Annotated in this window: 18 protein-coding genes; 11 read left to right on the top strand and 7 right to left on the bottom strand. The window is 52.4% G+C overall.

The features are described 5' to 3' along the window. Positions 1–424: 424 nt before the first annotated feature. The 4 genes from AADEFJLK_RS16095 to hemH are packed head-to-tail and all read left to right on the top strand — an operon-like array spanning position 425 to position 3,140. Positions 425–604 (top strand): DUF4172 domain-containing protein, encoded by a 180-nt coding sequence (locus AADEFJLK_RS16095; RefSeq protein ID WP_103974952.1) that lies wholly within the window; start codon positions 425–427, stop codon positions 602–604. Beyond that, on the top strand, positions 601–1,593 hold the full coding sequence (gene dusA, locus AADEFJLK_RS16090) for a tRNA dihydrouridine(20/20a) synthase DusA (protein ID WP_103974951.1): 993 nt from the start codon (positions 601–603) through the stop codon (positions 1,591–1,593). The genes AADEFJLK_RS16095 and dusA overlap by 4 nt, the downstream gene beginning before the upstream one ends. A gap of 29 nt (positions 1,594–1,622) precedes the next feature. Continuing rightward, positions 1,623–2,165: a GTP cyclohydrolase I FolE gene (gene folE / locus AADEFJLK_RS16085; protein ID WP_088619656.1), complete on the top strand. Its 543-nt coding sequence runs from the start codon at positions 1,623–1,625 to the stop codon at positions 2,163–2,165. Positions 2,166–2,174: 9 nt separating this feature from the next. Next, positions 2,175–3,140 (top strand): ferrochelatase, encoded by a 966-nt coding sequence (gene hemH / locus AADEFJLK_RS16080; protein WP_103974950.1) that lies wholly within the window; start codon positions 2,175–2,177, stop codon positions 3,138–3,140. A 78-nt stretch (positions 3,141–3,218) separates the two neighbouring features. Here hemH and AADEFJLK_RS16075 read toward each other — a convergent pair whose 3' ends face one another. Beyond that, complete coding sequence (locus AADEFJLK_RS16075; protein ID WP_103974949.1) at positions 3,219–3,692, bottom strand: YchJ family protein; 474 nt, start codon at positions 3,690–3,692, stop codon at positions 3,219–3,221. Between the two features lie 44 nt (positions 3,693–3,736). On the opposite strand from AADEFJLK_RS16075, the gene AADEFJLK_RS25205 reads away from it, so the two are divergent. Further along, complete coding sequence (locus AADEFJLK_RS25205; protein ID WP_103974948.1) at positions 3,737–4,033, top strand: hypothetical protein; 297 nt, start codon at positions 3,737–3,739, stop codon at positions 4,031–4,033. Between the two features lie 44 nt (positions 4,034–4,077). On the opposite strand, the gene AADEFJLK_RS16065 is transcribed toward AADEFJLK_RS25205, so the two are convergent. The 6 genes from AADEFJLK_RS16065 to AADEFJLK_RS16045 form a co-directional block, all read right to left on the bottom strand. Next, entirely contained in the window at positions 4,078–4,863 is a 786-nt protein-coding gene (locus AADEFJLK_RS16065) for a hypothetical protein (RefSeq protein ID WP_146054628.1), read from the bottom strand. Positions 4,864–5,017: 154 nt separating this feature from the next. After that, positions 5,018–6,166, bottom strand: a complete 1,149-nt coding sequence (locus AADEFJLK_RS16060) for an NAD(P)/FAD-dependent oxidoreductase (RefSeq protein WP_103974946.1) — start codon at positions 6,164–6,166, stop codon at positions 5,018–5,020. Then, positions 6,132–8,081: a LodA/GoxA family CTQ-dependent oxidase gene (locus AADEFJLK_RS16055; protein WP_103974945.1), complete on the bottom strand. Its 1,950-nt coding sequence runs from the start codon at positions 8,079–8,081 to the stop codon at positions 6,132–6,134. The genes AADEFJLK_RS16060 and AADEFJLK_RS16055 overlap by 35 nt, the downstream gene beginning before the upstream one ends. A gap of 486 nt (positions 8,082–8,567) precedes the next feature. Next, positions 8,568–8,945: a hypothetical protein gene (locus AADEFJLK_RS16050; RefSeq protein ID WP_249028066.1), complete on the bottom strand. Its 378-nt coding sequence runs from the start codon at positions 8,943–8,945 to the stop codon at positions 8,568–8,570. Between the two features lie 18 nt (positions 8,946–8,963). Next, entirely contained in the window at positions 8,964–9,137 is a 174-nt protein-coding gene (locus tag AADEFJLK_RS24615; protein WP_170065136.1) for a hypothetical protein, read from the bottom strand. A gap of 45 nt (positions 9,138–9,182) precedes the next feature. Continuing rightward, positions 9,183–9,422 carry a thioredoxin family protein gene (locus AADEFJLK_RS16045; RefSeq protein WP_198328198.1) on the bottom strand — a complete coding sequence of 80 codons (240 nt, stop codon included), beginning with the start codon at positions 9,420–9,422 and terminating at the stop codon, positions 9,183–9,185. 320 nt (positions 9,423–9,742) lie between these two features. On the opposite strand from AADEFJLK_RS16045, the gene zwf reads away from it, so the two are divergent. The 6 genes from zwf to AADEFJLK_RS16015 all read left to right on the top strand — a co-directional run bounded on the left by zwf (position 9,743) and on the right by AADEFJLK_RS16015 (position 16,664). Continuing rightward, positions 9,743–11,212 (top strand): glucose-6-phosphate dehydrogenase, encoded by a 1,470-nt coding sequence (gene zwf / locus AADEFJLK_RS16040; protein ID WP_088619663.1) that lies wholly within the window; start codon positions 9,743–9,745, stop codon positions 11,210–11,212. 59 nt (positions 11,213–11,271) lie between these two features. Next, the gene (edd, locus tag AADEFJLK_RS16035) at positions 11,272–13,092 is read left to right on the top strand and encodes a phosphogluconate dehydratase (RefSeq protein WP_088619664.1); all 1,821 of its coding nucleotides are present in this window, start codon (positions 11,272–11,274) and stop codon (positions 13,090–13,092) included. 16 nt (positions 13,093–13,108) lie between these two features. Then, positions 13,109–13,696: a DUF1287 domain-containing protein gene (locus tag AADEFJLK_RS16030; protein ID WP_088621597.1), complete on the top strand. Its 588-nt coding sequence runs from the start codon at positions 13,109–13,111 to the stop codon at positions 13,694–13,696. Between the two features lie 295 nt (positions 13,697–13,991). Next, entirely contained in the window at positions 13,992–14,645 is a 654-nt protein-coding gene (locus AADEFJLK_RS16025) for a bifunctional 4-hydroxy-2-oxoglutarate aldolase/2-dehydro-3-deoxy-phosphogluconate aldolase (protein ID WP_103974943.1), read from the top strand. Positions 14,646–14,816: 171 nt separating this feature from the next. After that, positions 14,817–16,118, top strand: a complete 1,302-nt coding sequence (gene gltA / locus AADEFJLK_RS16020; protein WP_088619666.1) for a citrate synthase — start codon at positions 14,817–14,819, stop codon at positions 16,116–16,118. Between the two features lie 213 nt (positions 16,119–16,331). Continuing rightward, the gene (locus AADEFJLK_RS16015) at positions 16,332–16,664 is read left to right on the top strand and encodes a hypothetical protein (protein WP_103974942.1); all 333 of its coding nucleotides are present in this window, start codon (positions 16,332–16,334) and stop codon (positions 16,662–16,664) included. Positions 16,665–16,788 lie beyond the last annotated feature (124 nt).

Here is a 16,788-nt window from a genome sequence, read left to right as displayed (position 1 = left end):
TAATTGTGACTGCTTGATTAAGGGGCGGCAGAGTGCCCTCCCTACCCTTTATGCCCTTTGGGTATTTGTGCCCTTTGTGGCACACCTACCGCGCCCCTACGGGCTTATTCCGACAAAACCTGCGATGCTCAGCGCGGCAAACGGGAGTAAAGTACGTTACTGCGTAACGTCATATAACATATAAAATTTTTAGGAATATCGGTTATAAACTACCCGACAGCGTACTTATGGATCGGCGGGCGGTGTTCCGGTACATGGGATTTTGGACGGACAGGATATCCGCATCCCCAGAGGAAGAATGCCTTAACTATGATGGCCATTTGCCGATGCCTTTTTATGCGCATTGCTAAAATGAGGCATAAAAGCACTTCCTATAACGCATTATTTGCCATATTATGCGTTATAGAAACAGGAGCTATAACTTATGAAATGGAACTGGCAACAGGCGGACTGGCCGCATTTTAGCAATGCCCCCGCCAAAACTCACGCAAGCGGACAACGTTTGCTGTTGGATGCAGGGCTATTGTTCGGTGCCTGCAAACATCTGGGTAACGAGGCCAAGCGGCAATTGACCGTCGAACTTATCAGCAATAAAGCGTTATGAATTTAATCCCCTCCCATCCCCCCCGCACCCTCTGCATAGCCCCTATGATGGACTGGACAGACCGGCACTGCCGCTATTTCCATCGCCTGCTCTCCAAAAACGCTTTTTTATATACCGAAATGGTCACTACCGGGGCGTTGATCCACGGCGACCACCACCGCTTTTTGCAATACCACGCTGCCGAGCATCCGGTGGCTTTGCAATTGGGGGGCAGCAATCCGCGTGAATTGGCGATTTGCGCGAAAATGGCCGAAGATTATGGCTATGACGAAGTCAATCTCAATGTCGGTTGCCCCAGTGACCGTGTCCAGAACGGACGGTTCGGCGCGTGTTTGATGGCCGAACCAGAACTGGTCGCCGAGTGCGTGGCGGCGATGGCGGCGGCGGTGACGATTCCGGTCACGGTCAAATCGCGCATCGGCATTGATGATAAGGACTCTTACGAAGAATTGGTGCATTTTGTCGGCACAGTGGCGGCGGCGGGTTGCCGGACGTTTATTATCCATGCGCGGAAAGCGTGGTTAAGCGGCCTGTCGCCGAAAGAAAACCGCGAAATCCCGCCTTTGCGTTATGATGTGGTCTACCAACTTAAAATTGACTTTCCACACTTGGACATTATATTGAATGGCGGTGTGACTTCTTTAGCGCAAGCCGAAGTCATTTTGCAACAGGTTGACGGGGTGATGATCGGGCGCGAAGCTTACCAAAACCCGTTTATCTTGGCGGAAGCCGACCAACGGCTGTTTGCCGATAGCCGCGCCAGCTTAAGCCGTAGCGAAGCCGTCCATGCCCTGTTGCCATATATTAGCGGCCAACTGGCGTTAGGGCTACGCCTGCACAGCGTTACCCGGCATATTTTAGGCTTGTTCCATGAGCAATACGGGGCGCGGGGCTGGCGGCGTTACCTGAGCGAACACGCCAATAAACCCGGCGCGGACGAGGCGGTGCTGTTGCAGGCATTAAAATTTACCGTTCCTGATGTATACTGATCGGCTTTTTTATAACAGGATTAAATGACGTGGAAGAACATTTCGCCAAAATTATCGAAGCGGTTGGGGAAGATTTAAGCCGTGAAGGTTTAATCGATACCCCTAAACGGGCCGCCAAGGCGTTTAAATTTTTAAATAACGGTTATGAAAAAACCTTAGAAGAAGTCCTGAACGGGGCAATTTTTTCTGCCGATACCGAAGATATGGTCATTGTTAAGGATATTGAACTGTATTCCTTATGCGAACACCATTTATTGCCGTTCATCGGCAAATGCCATGTCGGCTATCTGCCCCAAGGCAAAGTGATGGGGCTGTCGAAAGTCGCGCGTATTGTCGATATGTACGCCCGCCGTTTGCAAATCCAAGAAAAACTCACCAAACAAATTGCCGATGCCATTGAGCAAGCGACCGGCGCGCGCGGCGTGGCGGTGGTCATTGAAGCCAAGCATTTGTGCATGATGATGCGCGGCGTAGAAAAACAAAACTCGGTGATGACCACCTCGGTGATGACCGGAATTTTCCGCCAACACATCAGCACGCGTACCGAGTTCTTAAACTTGATTAACCGATAGAGGATACTGATGCCCGCCCCAAAGACTGCGATTATCCTGGCGAACCTAGGCTCGCCCAGTGCGCCCACCGTGCCTGCCGTGCGGCGGTTTCTAAAAGAATTTCTTTGGGACCCACGGGTGGTTAACTTACCCAGACCGCTGTGGTGGCTGATTTTGCACGGGGTGGTCTTGCCGTTCCGTCCGGGCAAATCCACCAAAGCCTACCAAAAAATCTGGGATGCCGACAAAGGCTCACCGCTGACCTTTTTCACCCGCCAATTAAGTGCCGAACTGGCCGCGCAACTGGCAGGGCGGGATATAACCGTCACTTATGCGATGCGCTATGGCGAGCCATCCATCGCCAGCCAATTGCGCGTACTTAAGGAACAGGGTATAGAAGAGGTGCTGGTCTTACCCTTATATCCGCAATATTCCTCGACCACCACCGCATCCATTTATGATGATTTGGTGAAAGAACTGGACCAATGGCGGCACTTGCCCAGTTTCCGCTTCATCAGCGATTATCACCAACACCCGGCCTACATTGCCGCCGTCGCCGACAGCATCCGCCAAGCGTGGCGCGAACAGCCAAAAAACGCCTTGCTGGTGATGTCTTTCCACGGCTTGCCGGAGCAATTGACCCAATGGGGCGACCCGTATTTCCACCACTGCCATAAAACTGCCGCCCTACTGGCCGAGCAGTTAGGCTTAAGCGAGCAGGATTGGAAAATCGTCTTCCAATCGCGTTTTGGTAAGGCCGAATGGCTGAAACCCTATTGCGTGGACACCCTGCAAGCCCTACCCGGATTAGGCGTTACCACCGTCGATATGGTCTGCCCCGGCTTTGCCGTCGATTGCCTGGAGACCTTGGAAGAAATCGCCATGGAAAACCGAGCCATATTCATGGAAGCAGGCGGCGAAGCCTACCGCTATATCGGCTGCTTAAATGACAGCACTGCCCATGCCCAGGCCTTGCTTGCGGTGCTGGGTCTTTAGGCTAACGCCGAAAAGCCGCTCGTGGTGAACCTGTCGAATCACTAACAGCTTTTGGCTGCTTGGGGCTGGGTAAAAACCTCAGCCACAACAGCGCTTAAACTTCTTACCGCTCCCACACGGACACAAGCCGTTCTTGCTAGGTGCTGCCGCCGTTTTCGCCGTATCGGCCACCACCCCATCGACATAAAACCAGCGGTTGGCGACCTTGCGAAACCGGCTAGTCTCGGCCATCACCCCGTCTTTGCCATGTTGTCTGTAATAGGCATTAAAGCTCACTTGGCCTTTACTGTCGCTTACCCCCCCTTTTTTCGTGCCGACAATCTCCAAGCGCAACCACTGGCTGGGGTCATTTGCCAAATCCAACCCAACCGGGCGGGTACTGACATCCCACGTCGCCAACAGATACGCGCTGTTATGCAAGGCAAAAGCACTAAACCGCGAACGCATCAGAGCCTCGGCAGTGGGCGGGATGGTGTCGCCGTTATGGAAAGGGGCGCAACAGTCGGCGTAACTCAGGGCAGAGCCGCAAAGGCAAAGAGTGGGTGGGATCATGGGCATTATAGGTTAATAGCTTTTAAAACTGGAGGCGTTAGCCAGTGAAGGCATCCTACAAGGCTAAGCAGTTCAGGTTGCAGAAATGGCTACCGACAATGGTACGCGCGTCTTTGCTTAATGCCAACCAAACCGCTTACTTTTTCAAGACGGTAACAAACTGCCATCCGCTATTCTGGCGACAGCATCTTTCCCAAACAAGCCCTAACTTTAAGTCAGTTAGGTTTGGGCGGGGCAAGCCTCCACCGACTCAACCACAACTCGCCGATGCCATGCGCGAGCATAACGACAGCTTGCAATACTGGCTATACTTAGTGGTGCAAAAGTCTTTTTGCAAATGAGCTGTTATATCCTGTCACGGTTCTTACTTGGGCTGAAGTTCACATCAATTAAGTTGGAAAATCTCCTTTATGCAGACTGCTTCAAATAGGGAAAACTCATACGGATCGACAGACTGTAGCATTTGCTCGCCTTGCTCAGGTGTCATATCAAATTGATAGGCATAGCCCTTGGCGAAGAAGCCTAAGTCGAGTTCACTCTGATACTGCTGATGTTTGTGAATAGCCGAGAGACGGGCCATCTTTTTTATGTAGGCGTTTTTTCTGAGTTGAAGGCGGGCATCACGCGTGGCCGTAATGGCATTCTGTACATTCAAGGCAAAAAACGCTGAGCCGAGATGGGAGAAATATAAAAAAAGGTAACTGACGGCTAAACCGATTGAAAGTTGAAGTAGCACAACTTTGTGCGGCTCTAAATTTAACTGGCCACTACCATTAACCAATGTAAGTAACCAGATGACTAAAGGGACAAGCATGAGAATAAGCAACCTTCCCCCTACATCTGAATATAGGGCCACCAACTCTTGCACAACGTTTCTGCCAGGGCTTCTCTGTTTCTGTGCTAATTTGACCAGCAAAGTTACGATGGCGATTGCCGGAAACATTTGATAAGCCACTTCATTAACGAACGCTGAACGCTGCGGATAACCTAAAGTTACAGAAGAAACAAAGTTACCTACAATGAGTAATAATAAAGTCGCGATTGAGATTAGGTTGTCATATTGGGCTAATATGACATTGCCGCACGAAATACATTGGATTGTGTTTTCTGGGTTTTCGGTAGCGCATTTGGTGCAGCGATTAGATTTATGTGTCGGTTTGTGCTTTGGCATAACTGTGTTCGGATCTAAGTATATGTAGTTGATGCCTAATTACGGGTAGGGGCGTACCGCTTGACAGGCTTTAGCGAAGCCGCTTGCCGTCATTAATAGACTGATTTTCAAAGCCACCAACAGGCAGCGCGATATTATTGGGCACTTCGGCGCATCAACCCGTTAAGGCCGTTACCACACCCCGCCGCCGCCAAAACGGCAGCTCTGCCCAACGGTTTTCCAAGCCATAATAATAATGGCGGTTTTGTAAATACGCTTGATATATATCACCCAGATGCCGCGCGTAGGCGACGGGGGCTTGGGGGTTGCCGTTTAAGGCGGCGGTGATGGCTTGGCCTGCTTGTATGCCAGTATACAACGCGTTGGCGATGCCTTGGGAAGACAGCGGGTCGAACGACAGGGCGGCATCGCCGACGGCTAGCCATTGCCTGCCGATAAACTGGTCTAGGCGGCCACTGGAAGCGTCCACGCCCTGCGGTTTGGTGCAGACGGCATAGCGGTGTTGGGCGCATAAAGCCGATAAATGCCGGGTTTGCGCCAAATGTCCGGTAAATCCGGCGACGGACAGCAGTTGCCGCTTATCGGCCAAATCCAAATCGGTCAGATAGGCGACTAAACGCCCGCCTGTAGGCAGCAACGCGCTATACCACCAACCTGCCGGAGTGGCTTCAAGCCAAGTACGCCCGTCATAGTCGCCCGCTTCCGTCGTTTGTAACACACTGTAAAAAGCGGCCAGACGGTCGGCAGCGTGGCGGGTACTGCCTTGCCCCCGTGCAATGCGGCTACGTCTGCCGCCCGCATCGACCAGCCAGCGGCACTGGAGCGGTACGGTTAAGCCGGACTGGTGGGCGTTTAACGCAAAATCTTGCCCAGGCGGGTGCGCTAAGACTTCTATACGCGTGTCTTGGCGCAATTCGGCTCCTGCTGCACAGACAGCAACCCATAACAACTGCTCGAAGCGCCGCCTATCCAATTGATAGCCTTGGCCTTGCAAGTGCCGGAAGAAATCTTGGCAGTGCAATTGCGCCGATCCCCAGGCGGATAAACTGCCGTGACTGAGCCGATGCCCGTCCGCCAAGAAATTCTCCAAGACCCCCAACTCGCGTAACAGCGAACGCGCCGACGGCGGCAAGCCTTCGCCAATACGGAAGGCTTTGCTTGCCGCGTCAGCGAGTAAAACCCGCTGACCCGCTTTGGCTAGGGTCAGGGCGGTGGCCGCGCCTGCCGGCCCCGCCCCGACGATGACCGCATCAAACCACTCCACGCGCTTATTTTTTGGTGTGGCGGACAGGTAACGGCGCATCTTGGGCTTCTTGAGCCGTAAAATTCGCGCCTTTGGACGCTTTTGTCCGGGGCGTGGCCATTAAGGTGACGGCTTGCGGTGTCAAGGTATCCGCTGGGGCGACATCCGGCCCGTAAGAAGCCACCAGCATCACAGCGGGAAAGTCGGGGTCATCCGGCAAACCAATCCGTTCCTCCAACAAGCCCATAGAACCGAAAATACGCACCATTTGCTCCATCTGTTGGGCGGTGCTGCCCTGTAACGGCTGGTTCCAATTGGTGCGGTTAGCAAAAGCCTCTTGGCGGACTGCTGGGCTTTGGCCGGGATCGGTGACGATAGCATAATCGCTGTCGCTCAGCACTTGGTTGGGAACGCGGGCCGGCCAGAAAGTAGGTTGGAAAGGGTCATAAGCGGTATCATAACCGGCACGGCAATAGGCGGTGTCAGCTTGCCAAGGCAAGCCCATCCAACGGCCTATGTCGCCGGGGCCTTGCAGGTACAACGGGCCGTCAGCCGCTAAGGCTTGTTGTTGGTCTAACGTCGGCCCGTAATTGGGTTCGGGGACATCAGCGGGGCGTTCTTTAATCCGAAACGGCAGCTTGTATAGCGTCAAATGGCGCATCGGCCACGTCATTTCGCAGCCAGGGTGAAAGGCATCCGCCAAACAGAAGTCCAACGCCGCGCGGTCGAGCATCGCGGGCTGCTCCGACAAGGGCACGTCGTCTAGGCTAGCAGGCGGCAAGATCATGCCCCAATCGGCGATAAAAGCGCCCGCCACCCACTGTTGCAAGATGCCGTATTGGGTAGCGGTAATGGTGGCGTTCTGGCGGGGGCTATCACCGGCAGGCACATCCATCGCATCGCCATAGACCCAAGGCCACGGCAATTGGTTGCTGTCTGTCTTAATGGGGCTACGGAAACTGTTAAAAATTTGGCGGCGCAGTTCTTGGTATACATCGTATTCGCCAGGGGCGGGTTGCCACGTCAATTTGGCGATGTACTCAGGGTCTTCAAAATCATTCTGTCCGCCAAAACCAAATTGGGTGGCAAAACCTTGGTTAACCCATTGCAAGCCTGACAAACGCTGTAAAATCGGATAGACATCCTGCGTAAAGGAAATGGGCGACGGTGCGGTTAACCAGCCCGCTTGCACATACAAATCATAGAGCAGGTCATACAGGGTGCGTTCGGCCTTAAGCTGCGGCGCGTAATCCGGCGGGGCGGTCACGACCCAAGCCGATTCTACCGGGATGGGGCGGCCCGCAATACTGACCGTGGCGCTGACCGGGCCATCAGACATATCATCATACCAACCGTCGGCATTGATAAAGCTGTTCGGATCACTATCAATATAGATAGGGCTGTCAGTCGGGGAAGCGGACACACCATGTCCGCCCAAAAACAACAAACGCCCTGCGTCATCGGTACGCAATTCGCCCAAATAGACCGGAACACCTGTAAACATGCCCTCAAACACAGCCCCGGCGGCGTTTTTGCCGCCGACCGACTGCACCCCGCCATCAATCACCAAGCTTTCGCGGGCGGCAGGGTCGGTTATTGTGGCATTGCGTAACGGCAATACCGTGGTGGCGGCTTCGGGAATATCCATAGCAATTTGCCATTGGTACCATGCAGCTTTGCGGTTGGCGACATGGGCCGTCCATTGGATGTCCGCCGAATCGGCGGTCAATTCGCCGACGACTTCGCCAGCGGCGTTATAGCCGTAAATGCGGAATTGCGCGGCTTGGCGTTTGAGCGCCCCTTGAGGATCACGGTAAAACCCCAACGGTGCCGCTGGCGGTTCCGTTACTTGTGGGCCGATAAAAAATTCGTCCGCACTGTTACCGACCCGCGCAATACCGATAGCGGGATGGATAGCAGCCCGCACAATTTCAGTGTCTGTTGCCGTCGCTGGTGAATTCGCTTTTTCTGACATATCTTATCCTCAGGTTATGGTGCCTGAGGCAATATTCCCTGCCGAAACACGGCCAAGAAAAAGTTGCCTAGGCTATTATTAGGGTGAGTCGTATCAGCTAAGGACGTAAATAACAACAGTCCAACAGCTTCCACTACCATAGCAATAAAAATAGCCCATTAATATTAACTACTACCTAAAAAATGGTGAATCTTTCACCAAAAAACCCAATGCGACTATATACTTTTGATTTACATGCAGTTTTTTTAAGAAGAAATTCGCCCTGTAAATCAGGCAGGCAAAAAAAAGCCGAAGCCCGCATAAGCTATTCGGCTAAAAGGCCAGGAGGATGGCTGGAAATGGCAGGATGATAGGCGTTGACACGAGAACGTGTAGGCAAAAAACGGTTTTTTGGCTACAAACTCAACGCATCGCCTAAGCAGGGGCAATAAGGGATAGCACGCGTAACAAGATGCTATCCCTGGCATAGCCCGTCAGGGTACAAGCTTAGCTTTTGCCCGGCAGCATCCCTACCGAACCCGGCTTGATACGCTTACAGGTCACCACCACATCTTCAAGATGGCATTGTTTTTTACCTGCATTAACGCCGCCGCAGTCTTGGCAAACGGCTTTGCCGTTATCCTTAACCGCCTCGACATGCCAACCATAGCCTTGCGATTGGCAAAACTTCTTGCTGTATTTATTCAGGTTAAACGGTTTATTGGCATGGGCAATCGCTTCGGCCTCGGCGGCACAGCCGGGGGCGGGCAAGGTGTTGGCCATTAAATCCCGATACACATACTCGGTCGCAGAGGCCGGCCCTGCCAAACCCAATCCCGCACCCAGCACTATTGCGGCCCAAAAGGCCATTCTCTTGGTTGTCATTAGCATCTCCCGCCGCCGTTAATTTAAGACCCGAATATTCATTTGGGCATTTTCTTCTTCCACTTGCTGCTTAATCGGCGCGAATTTCTCATTTTCGCTTTGCTTGATAATGGCGATGCCTGTCACTATCGCCAATACCGTCCCGCCGACATACAGCCAGAACCTGTCTTGCTTAGTTTCTTCCCCGTTCATAATCTCTACCCCGTTATTATTGTTTTAAGTCGCTGTTGCTTTAAATCACGCTGGTTTTAAATCACCTAAGGCCGCCCCAAAATTGATATGGAACGCTTGGCCGTTCAACAGCAGCGCGGGTACTGACTGCACCCCTGCTGCGGCCGCTTCTGCAATACGTTCGGGCTGTTCGCCCAGATGCACAACTTCCACCGTATATTTTTGGTGGTCAATGGCATCGGCGACCAATTGCTCGGCCCCTACACAAACAGGGCAACCCGCGTGGTAAAAAATGGCTGTACTCATTATTTGCTCCTTAATAAATTAGTATCGAGTCGATACTATATGGCAATGCTTATATCCTGTCAATTATTAAAAGCACTTAATTTAACGGTCGCCCCACTTTGTCGCGCTTACTAGGCCAGCGCCTCAAACACCCGCTTACCCGCCCTATGGCAAACCAATTAACGCACCATTATGGTACTTTTGTGGCCCGGCAAAAAGCCCGCAAGCACTAATCAATACAGCATCCTGAAACAATTTCTGAGATAATAAGGCCTAGTTATGCACGGCATATTAATTGCTCACTTCCCACATCGGCCTTCCTATTTACCCGGCGACTCGTAATGACAGACAAAAAAGCCTTTAAACCTTGTGATTTGGTGCTCTTCGGTGCGCTTGGCGACTTATCGCGCCGTAAGCTCCTCATCTCTTTATATCGGTTGGAAAATGCCAATCTGATAGAACCAGACACCCGTATTATTGGTGTTGACCGCCATGAACATGACAATGCGCAATTTGTGGCGATTGCCTATAAGAGCTTGCAAGAATTTTTAACTGACGAATTGGATGATGCGATTTGGCAACGCTTTTCGGCCCGCTTGGCGTATTTGCAAATCGACTTGACCCAAGCCGAGCAATACAAAAAGCTGAAAACCGTTACCGACAGCAAAACCCGTGTTCTAGTCAATTATTTTGCCGTGTCGCCGTTCCTGTTTAAAAGCATTTGCCAAGGCCTGCACCAGTCGGGCATTTTGACCCCCGAATCGCGGATGGTCATGGAAAAACCGATTGGCCATAACCTGAAATCGTCTAAGGATATCAACGATGAAGTCGCCAAGGTGTTTAATGAAGACCAAGTGTTCCGTATCGACCATTATTTAGGTAAAGAAACGGTCTTAAACTTGCTGGCGTTACGGTTTGCCAACTCGATTTTCACCACCAATTGGAACCACAATACCATTGACCACATCCAGATTACGGTCGCGGAAGAGGTGGGTATTGAAGGGCGTTGGGAATATTTCGATAAGACCGGACAGCTGCGTGATATGGTGCAAAACCACTTATTGCAGATCCTGACCTTTATTGCGATGGAGCCGCCCGTTAATCTGGAAGCCGAAAGCATCCATAACGAAAAAATTAAGGTTCTAAAAGCCTTGCGGCCCATTACCGTCAATAATGTCGAAGAAAAGACCGTGCGCGGCCAATATACTTCCGGCTACCTAAAAGGCAACGCCGTGCCGGGCTATCTGGAAGAAGAAGGCGCCAACACCGAAAGCACCACCGAAAGCTTCGTCGCCCTGCGCGTCGATATTGACAACTGGCGCTGGGCGGGCGTGCCGTTTTACCTGCGCACCGGCAAACGCATGTTCGGTAAACGCACAGAAATTGTGGTGTATTTTAAGCAATTGCCGCACAATATTTTCAAAGACAGTTTCCGCGACTTGCCGCCCAATAAGCTGATTATCCATTTGCAGCCGAATGAGGGCGTAGAAATTGAGATGCTCAATAAAATTCCGGGTATTGACGAGCATATCAAACTGAAAAAAACCAAGCTGGATTTAAGCTTTTCCGAAGCCTTTAAGCAAAGCCGGATTTTCGGCGGCTATGAAAAACTGGTGCTGGAGGCCATGCGCGGCAATCCGACCTTATTCTTAAGCCGAGCGGAAATTGAACAGGCTTGGGCATGGATCGATTCGATCCAAGATGCGTGGCGGCATTCCAATTCCGCGCCGAAATCGTATCCGGCGGGCTCTTGGGGGCCGGTCGCTTCGGTCGCGCTGGTCGCCCGGGACGGCAGGGCCTGGGAAGAGTAAACGCCCTCCCCTGATTGCAACCCTTTTCAAACTTTCGCAGTGATACAGTAGGATTATCCATGCACCCATTATTAGAAAAAGTCACCAAAGAAGTTATTGACCGTAGCCATAGAAGCCGTGAAGCCTATTTGGCGCGGATAGACAACGCCATCGGCCAAGGCCCGCACCGTGGTATTTTAGGTTGCGGTAATCTGGCGCACGGTTTCGCCGCCTGTGGTGCGGGCGAAAAGCTGGATTTGGCGGGCGATAAAAAAGCCAATATCGCCATCATCTCCTCTTATAACGATATGTTGTCGGCGCATGAGCCGTACAAAGACGCGCCAGCCCTAATTAAGGCCGCCATCAGCGCGGCGGGCGGGGTCGCCCAATTTGCCGGCGGTGTGCCCGCCATGTGTGACGGTATCACCCAAGGCCTGCCCGGCATGGAGTTGTCGCTGTTCAGCCGTGACGTGATCGCCATGTCCACCGCTATCGGCTTAAGCCATAATATGTTCGATGGCGCGTTATACCTGGGTGTATGCGACAAAATTGTCCCGGGGCTATTGATGGGCGCCTTGAGTTTTGGGCATTTGCCCGCCGTGTTTGTCCCTGCCGGCCCTATGCCCAGCGGCATCACCAATAAAGAAAAGGCACGGGCCAGACAACAATACGCCGAAGGCAAAATTGGCCGCGCCGAGTTGTTGGAATCCGAATCCAAATCCTACCATAGCCCTGGCACCTGTACCTTCTACGGTACGGCCAACAGCAACCAGATGATGGTGGAAATGATGGGCCTGCATTTGCCGGGCAGTTCCTTCGTCAACCCCTATACGCCTTTGCGTGATGAGCTGACCAAAAGAGCCGCCGAGCAAGTCCTGAAATTCACCGCCTTAGGCCAAGATTTCCGCCCTATCGGCCATGCCATTAACGAAAAGGCTATCTTAAACGCCTTAATTGGCCTTTTGGCGACAGGTGGCTCGACCAACCACACCATGCACTTGGTCGCTATTGCCCGCATGGCAGGTATTATCATCAACTGGAATGACTTTGATAACCTGTCCAAAGCCATCCCGCTGATCACCAAAATTTACCCTAATGGCCCGGCTGACGTTAACCATTTCCAAGCCGCTGGCGGTATGGGCGTGCTGATAGGCGAACTGCTCAAGCACGGCATGATGCACGAAGACATTTTGACGATTGGCGACGGGCGGGGCATGAGCCAATACACCCAAGAGCCAAAAGTCATTGACGGCAAATTGGTTTGGGAAACCGGCCCTGCGGCTTCGCTAGATCCCGAAGTGATCGCCACGGTGGAAAAACCCTTTGCCGCAGGCGGTGGCATCCATTTGATACGCGGCAACTTAGGGCGCGGCATTTCCAAAGTCTCCGCCGTCTCCGAAGACCACCAAGTGGTCGAAGCCCCTGCCGTGGTGTTTGACGACCAAGACGAAATGATGGCGGCCTTTAAGCGCGGCGAACTGAACCACGATTTCGTCGCGGTGCTGCGCTTCCAAGGCCCGCGCTCCAACGGGATGCCGGAACTGCACAAACTGACCCCCGCCTTAGGCCTGCTCCAAGACAAAGGCTATAAAGTCGCCTTGTTGACCGACGGGCGTATGTCCGGCGCGTCCGGCAAGGTGCCGTCCGCTATCCACATGTACCCCGAATGTATCAACGGCGGGCCATTGGCGAAAGTGCGCAACGGCGACATCATTTATCTGAACATTAAAACGGGCGAAGTGAATGTCTTAGTGGACGAAACCGAATTTAATGGCCGTTTGCCTGAAGAAAATTCCGCCAAAAACCATCATTTTGGTATGGGGCGGGAGATGTTCGGCGGTTTCCGGCAAGGGGCGACCACCGCCGAAACCGGGGCGAGCAATTTGTTTGTCATTGACTAAAAGCAAGGGACAGACGGTGGCTTATAAAGCGGCTTTACGTTTTGTCGCCTTGCTAGCCTTGCCCTTAGTAACCCGTGCCGAGCCGCACTATAGCCCGCTGGGCTTGGTGCAGGCGGCGCGGGCGCAAATCGGCGTGACCGTCACTTATGATCCGGCCTACCGCACCTTACGCTATCCTAACGGCGATGTGCCGATGGCGGGGGGCGTGTGTACCGATGTGGTCATCCGCGCTTTGCGTAGCAGCGCGGGTCTGGATTTACAGCAAGCTGTCCATGAGGATATGCAGGCGCATTTTGCCCGTTACCCTAAGCAATGGCGGTTACACAGCACCGATAAAAATATCGACCACCGCCGCGTCCTGAACCTGCAAACCTATTTTCAGCGTCGAGGCTATGCCCTGCCCCTGTCAACAGTGGCGGCAGATTTTCAGGCCGGGGATTTGGTGACGGCGACCATACCGCCTAACTTGCCGCATATTATGGTCGTCAGTACGAAAACCACGCGCACTGGCCGACCTTTTGTAATACACAATATCGGTAATGGCGTACAGGAAGAAGACCGCTTGTTTGAGTTTAAAATAACCGGACATTATCGGCTGCATTGATCGCCGGACAGCCTGTTGCGCGTTTTTGGCAAACCTTGGCAATCCCTAAGGAACGCGCAGAAAATAAAATCTGTTGTACAGGCGAAAGTACAGCAACCCCCTCCCAGCCTCCCCTTTGCCAAGGGGAGGGGCTTTTCCCCTGACTTTCGTCTGTACGGACGGGAAAGGCATAAGCTCCCTCCCCTGTGAAGGGGAAGGCTGGGGTGGGGTTTAACGTGCACAGATACCATAGAACGCCGACTTAAGGTTATGCGCGTTCCTAACCCACACTTTAAAAATAACTTTTGGTAACGACATGACGACCCAAACCCACTGGAAAATTTCCCCTAAAGACGTATTAAACGCCGGCCCTGTGATGCCCGTCATGGTCATCCAAAATCTGGACGATGCCGTGCCCTTAGCGCAAGCCTTAGTCGCGGGCGGCATTCGGGTGTTGGAAATTACCTTACGCACCCCTATCGCCTTACAGGCCATCAAGCTGATTAGCGATAACGTCAAAGATGCTATCGTCGGTGCCGGCACCATCACCACCCCCGAACAGCTGAAAGCCGCCGAAGATGCAGGCGCCGTGTTTGCCATTAGCCCCGGCCTGACCCCTAAGCTGTTGGCGGCGGCGCAAAGCAGCACTATCGCGCTGATTCCCGGTATCGCCAGCTTGTCCGAACTGATGTTGGGCATGGAATACGGCTTGGACCATTTCAAGTTTTTCCCTGCCGAAGCGGCTGGCGGCATCCCGATGTTAAAAGCCATTGCCGGCCCCGTACCTTCGGTGACGTTCTGCCCGACTGGCGGCATTTCACCGGAAAACTATCAGGCTTATCTGGCCTTAAGCAATGTCGCTTGTGTCGGCGGCTCTTGGTTGGCCCCTGCCGACGTGGTCAAAGCCAAAGACTGGGCGAAAGTGACCGAGCTGGCGCAAGCCGCCATTGCCAATGCTAAAACGGCTTAAAGAAACCCTGCCGGACGCTTGCCGTCCTGCCGTACAGGAGGTTTAGGCGGATGCTCTAAGCGCCGCCTAACTATAACAGAGAGAAAATCCATCACCGCGCAGTTCAGGCGGGTGGCCGCACTTAACGTTCACTGCCGTATAGGTAGCTTAGCAATAAAAGAGAGAGAAACCATGACCCAACCACGCAGTCTTGCCTTAAATGAGAACGGCCAAGCCGTCTGTGAATTACCCATCCTAACCGGCAGCACAGGCCCTAACGTCGTTGATGTCCAGTCTTTGTATAAACACACGGGCATGTTCACTTATGATCCGGGCTTTAACTCCACCGCGAGTTGCCGTTCGACGATCACATTTATTGATGGTGAAGAAGGGGTGCTGCTGTATCGCGGCTATCCTATCGAACAGCTTGCCGAACAATGTAATTTTCTCGAAGTTTGCTATCTGATCCTAAACGGCGAACTGCCCACCGACGACGAACTGTCCACTTTCCAATACAACATCACCATGCACACCATGGTGCATGACCAATTGAACAACTTTTTCAAAGGCTTCCGCCGTGACGCACACCCGATGGCGATTATGGTCGGGGTTGTCGGTGCCCTGTCGGCGTTCTATCATGACGCGCTGGACATCCGCTCCAAAAGCGACCGCGAAATGTGCGCCATCCGCCTGATCGCTAAAGTGCCGACCATTGTCGCCATGTGTCATAAATACAGCATCGGTATGCCGTTTATGTATCCGCAAAACAAACTCAGTTATGTGGAAAACTTTTTGCGCATGATGCACGCCACGCCTTGCGATGACTATGTGGCTAATCCGGTACTGGTGCGTGCTTTAGACCGCATCCTGATCTTACATGCCGACCACGAACAAAACGCCTCCACCTCTACCGTGCGGCTGGCAGGCTCTAGCGGCGCCAATCCGTTTGCCTGTATCACGGCAGGTATCGCCTGTTTATGGGGTGCGGCACATGGCGGCGCCAATGAAGCGGTCTTGAACATGCTGGAAAAAATCGGCGATAAGTCGCGCATCCCCGAATTTATCAAAAAAGCCAAAGACAAAAACGACCCGTTCCGCCTGATGGGCTTTGGCCATCGGGTCTATAAAAACCACGACCCCCGCGCCAAACTGATGCGCACCACTTGCCATGAAGTCTTGAACGAGTTGGGTCTGCACGATAACAAGCTGTTTGAATTGGCGTTGGAACTGGAACGCATCGCCTTGGAAGACGAATATTTCATCGAGAAAAAACTTTACCCGAATGTCGATTTCTACTCCGGCATTGTCTTACATGCCCTAGGCATCCCGACCAATATGTTTACCGCCATGTTCGCCATGGGCCGGACAGTCGGTTGGATAGCGCACTGGGATGAAATGATCGCCGACCCGGAACAAAAAATCGGCCGCCCCAGACAGCTATACACCGGCGCAACCCGCCGCGACGTACCCGCCGGACACCGTAAGTCCAATTAACCGGACGGGGGACGGTTCGCGCCCCTGCGGTTTTGAGCCACGCTATTGCTTTTGCTTCATGGGCAATGGCGTGTTGGGGCTTGCCCTAAACATTGCTTAACCTCTAGGCAAACGGAACGCTCAGTTGTTCTTTAACGGTGCTTCACCACTTTCGGTTGACTCCTGAACATTAGACACTTTGGTCTAGCTTTGATAGGAAACATGTAAGGTCAAATGACTAGAAAATTGCAGAAAGATGAAGAAAAGACGCATCTTATTCAAGCATTGAAGCTTCTTGAATTTAATTGCGAAATCAAAAGTGAAGGAGAAACACCAGACTTTGTTTTGACGCTAAATGAAAAATCTATTGGTGTTGAAATAACAAGAATATTTAGGTCTCTCAATGACGATAAAAAATCTTCGGAATCGGACAACGCTATCAAATATATGTCTTCGAAATTGGAAAACACGATCCAATATGTATCTGAAGAAGTATTAAATGGACTTAAGAAAAAAAGAGAGCCGCCGCCGTTATGTTTTGGTCTCAATTTTGACGGCAATCAATAGACATCTTTCCTAAATGTTGCCATATCTCAGGTTAACCAGTGCGGCCACCAGGCTCCATGTCAGGGAGTAGTTTTTGTGTTTGCCCCGGTAAACGTCCTTGACGATCCTGAAAATTTTGCAGCGG

Origin of the sequence: Methylovulum psychrotolerans (assembly GCF_002923755.1) — a bacterium.
Lineage (GTDB): Bacteria > Pseudomonadota > Gammaproteobacteria > Methylococcales > Methylomonadaceae > Methylovulum > Methylovulum psychrotolerans.
The sequence above is the reverse complement of the archived record's forward strand: the minus strand, read 5'-3'. Positions and strand labels throughout refer to the sequence as shown.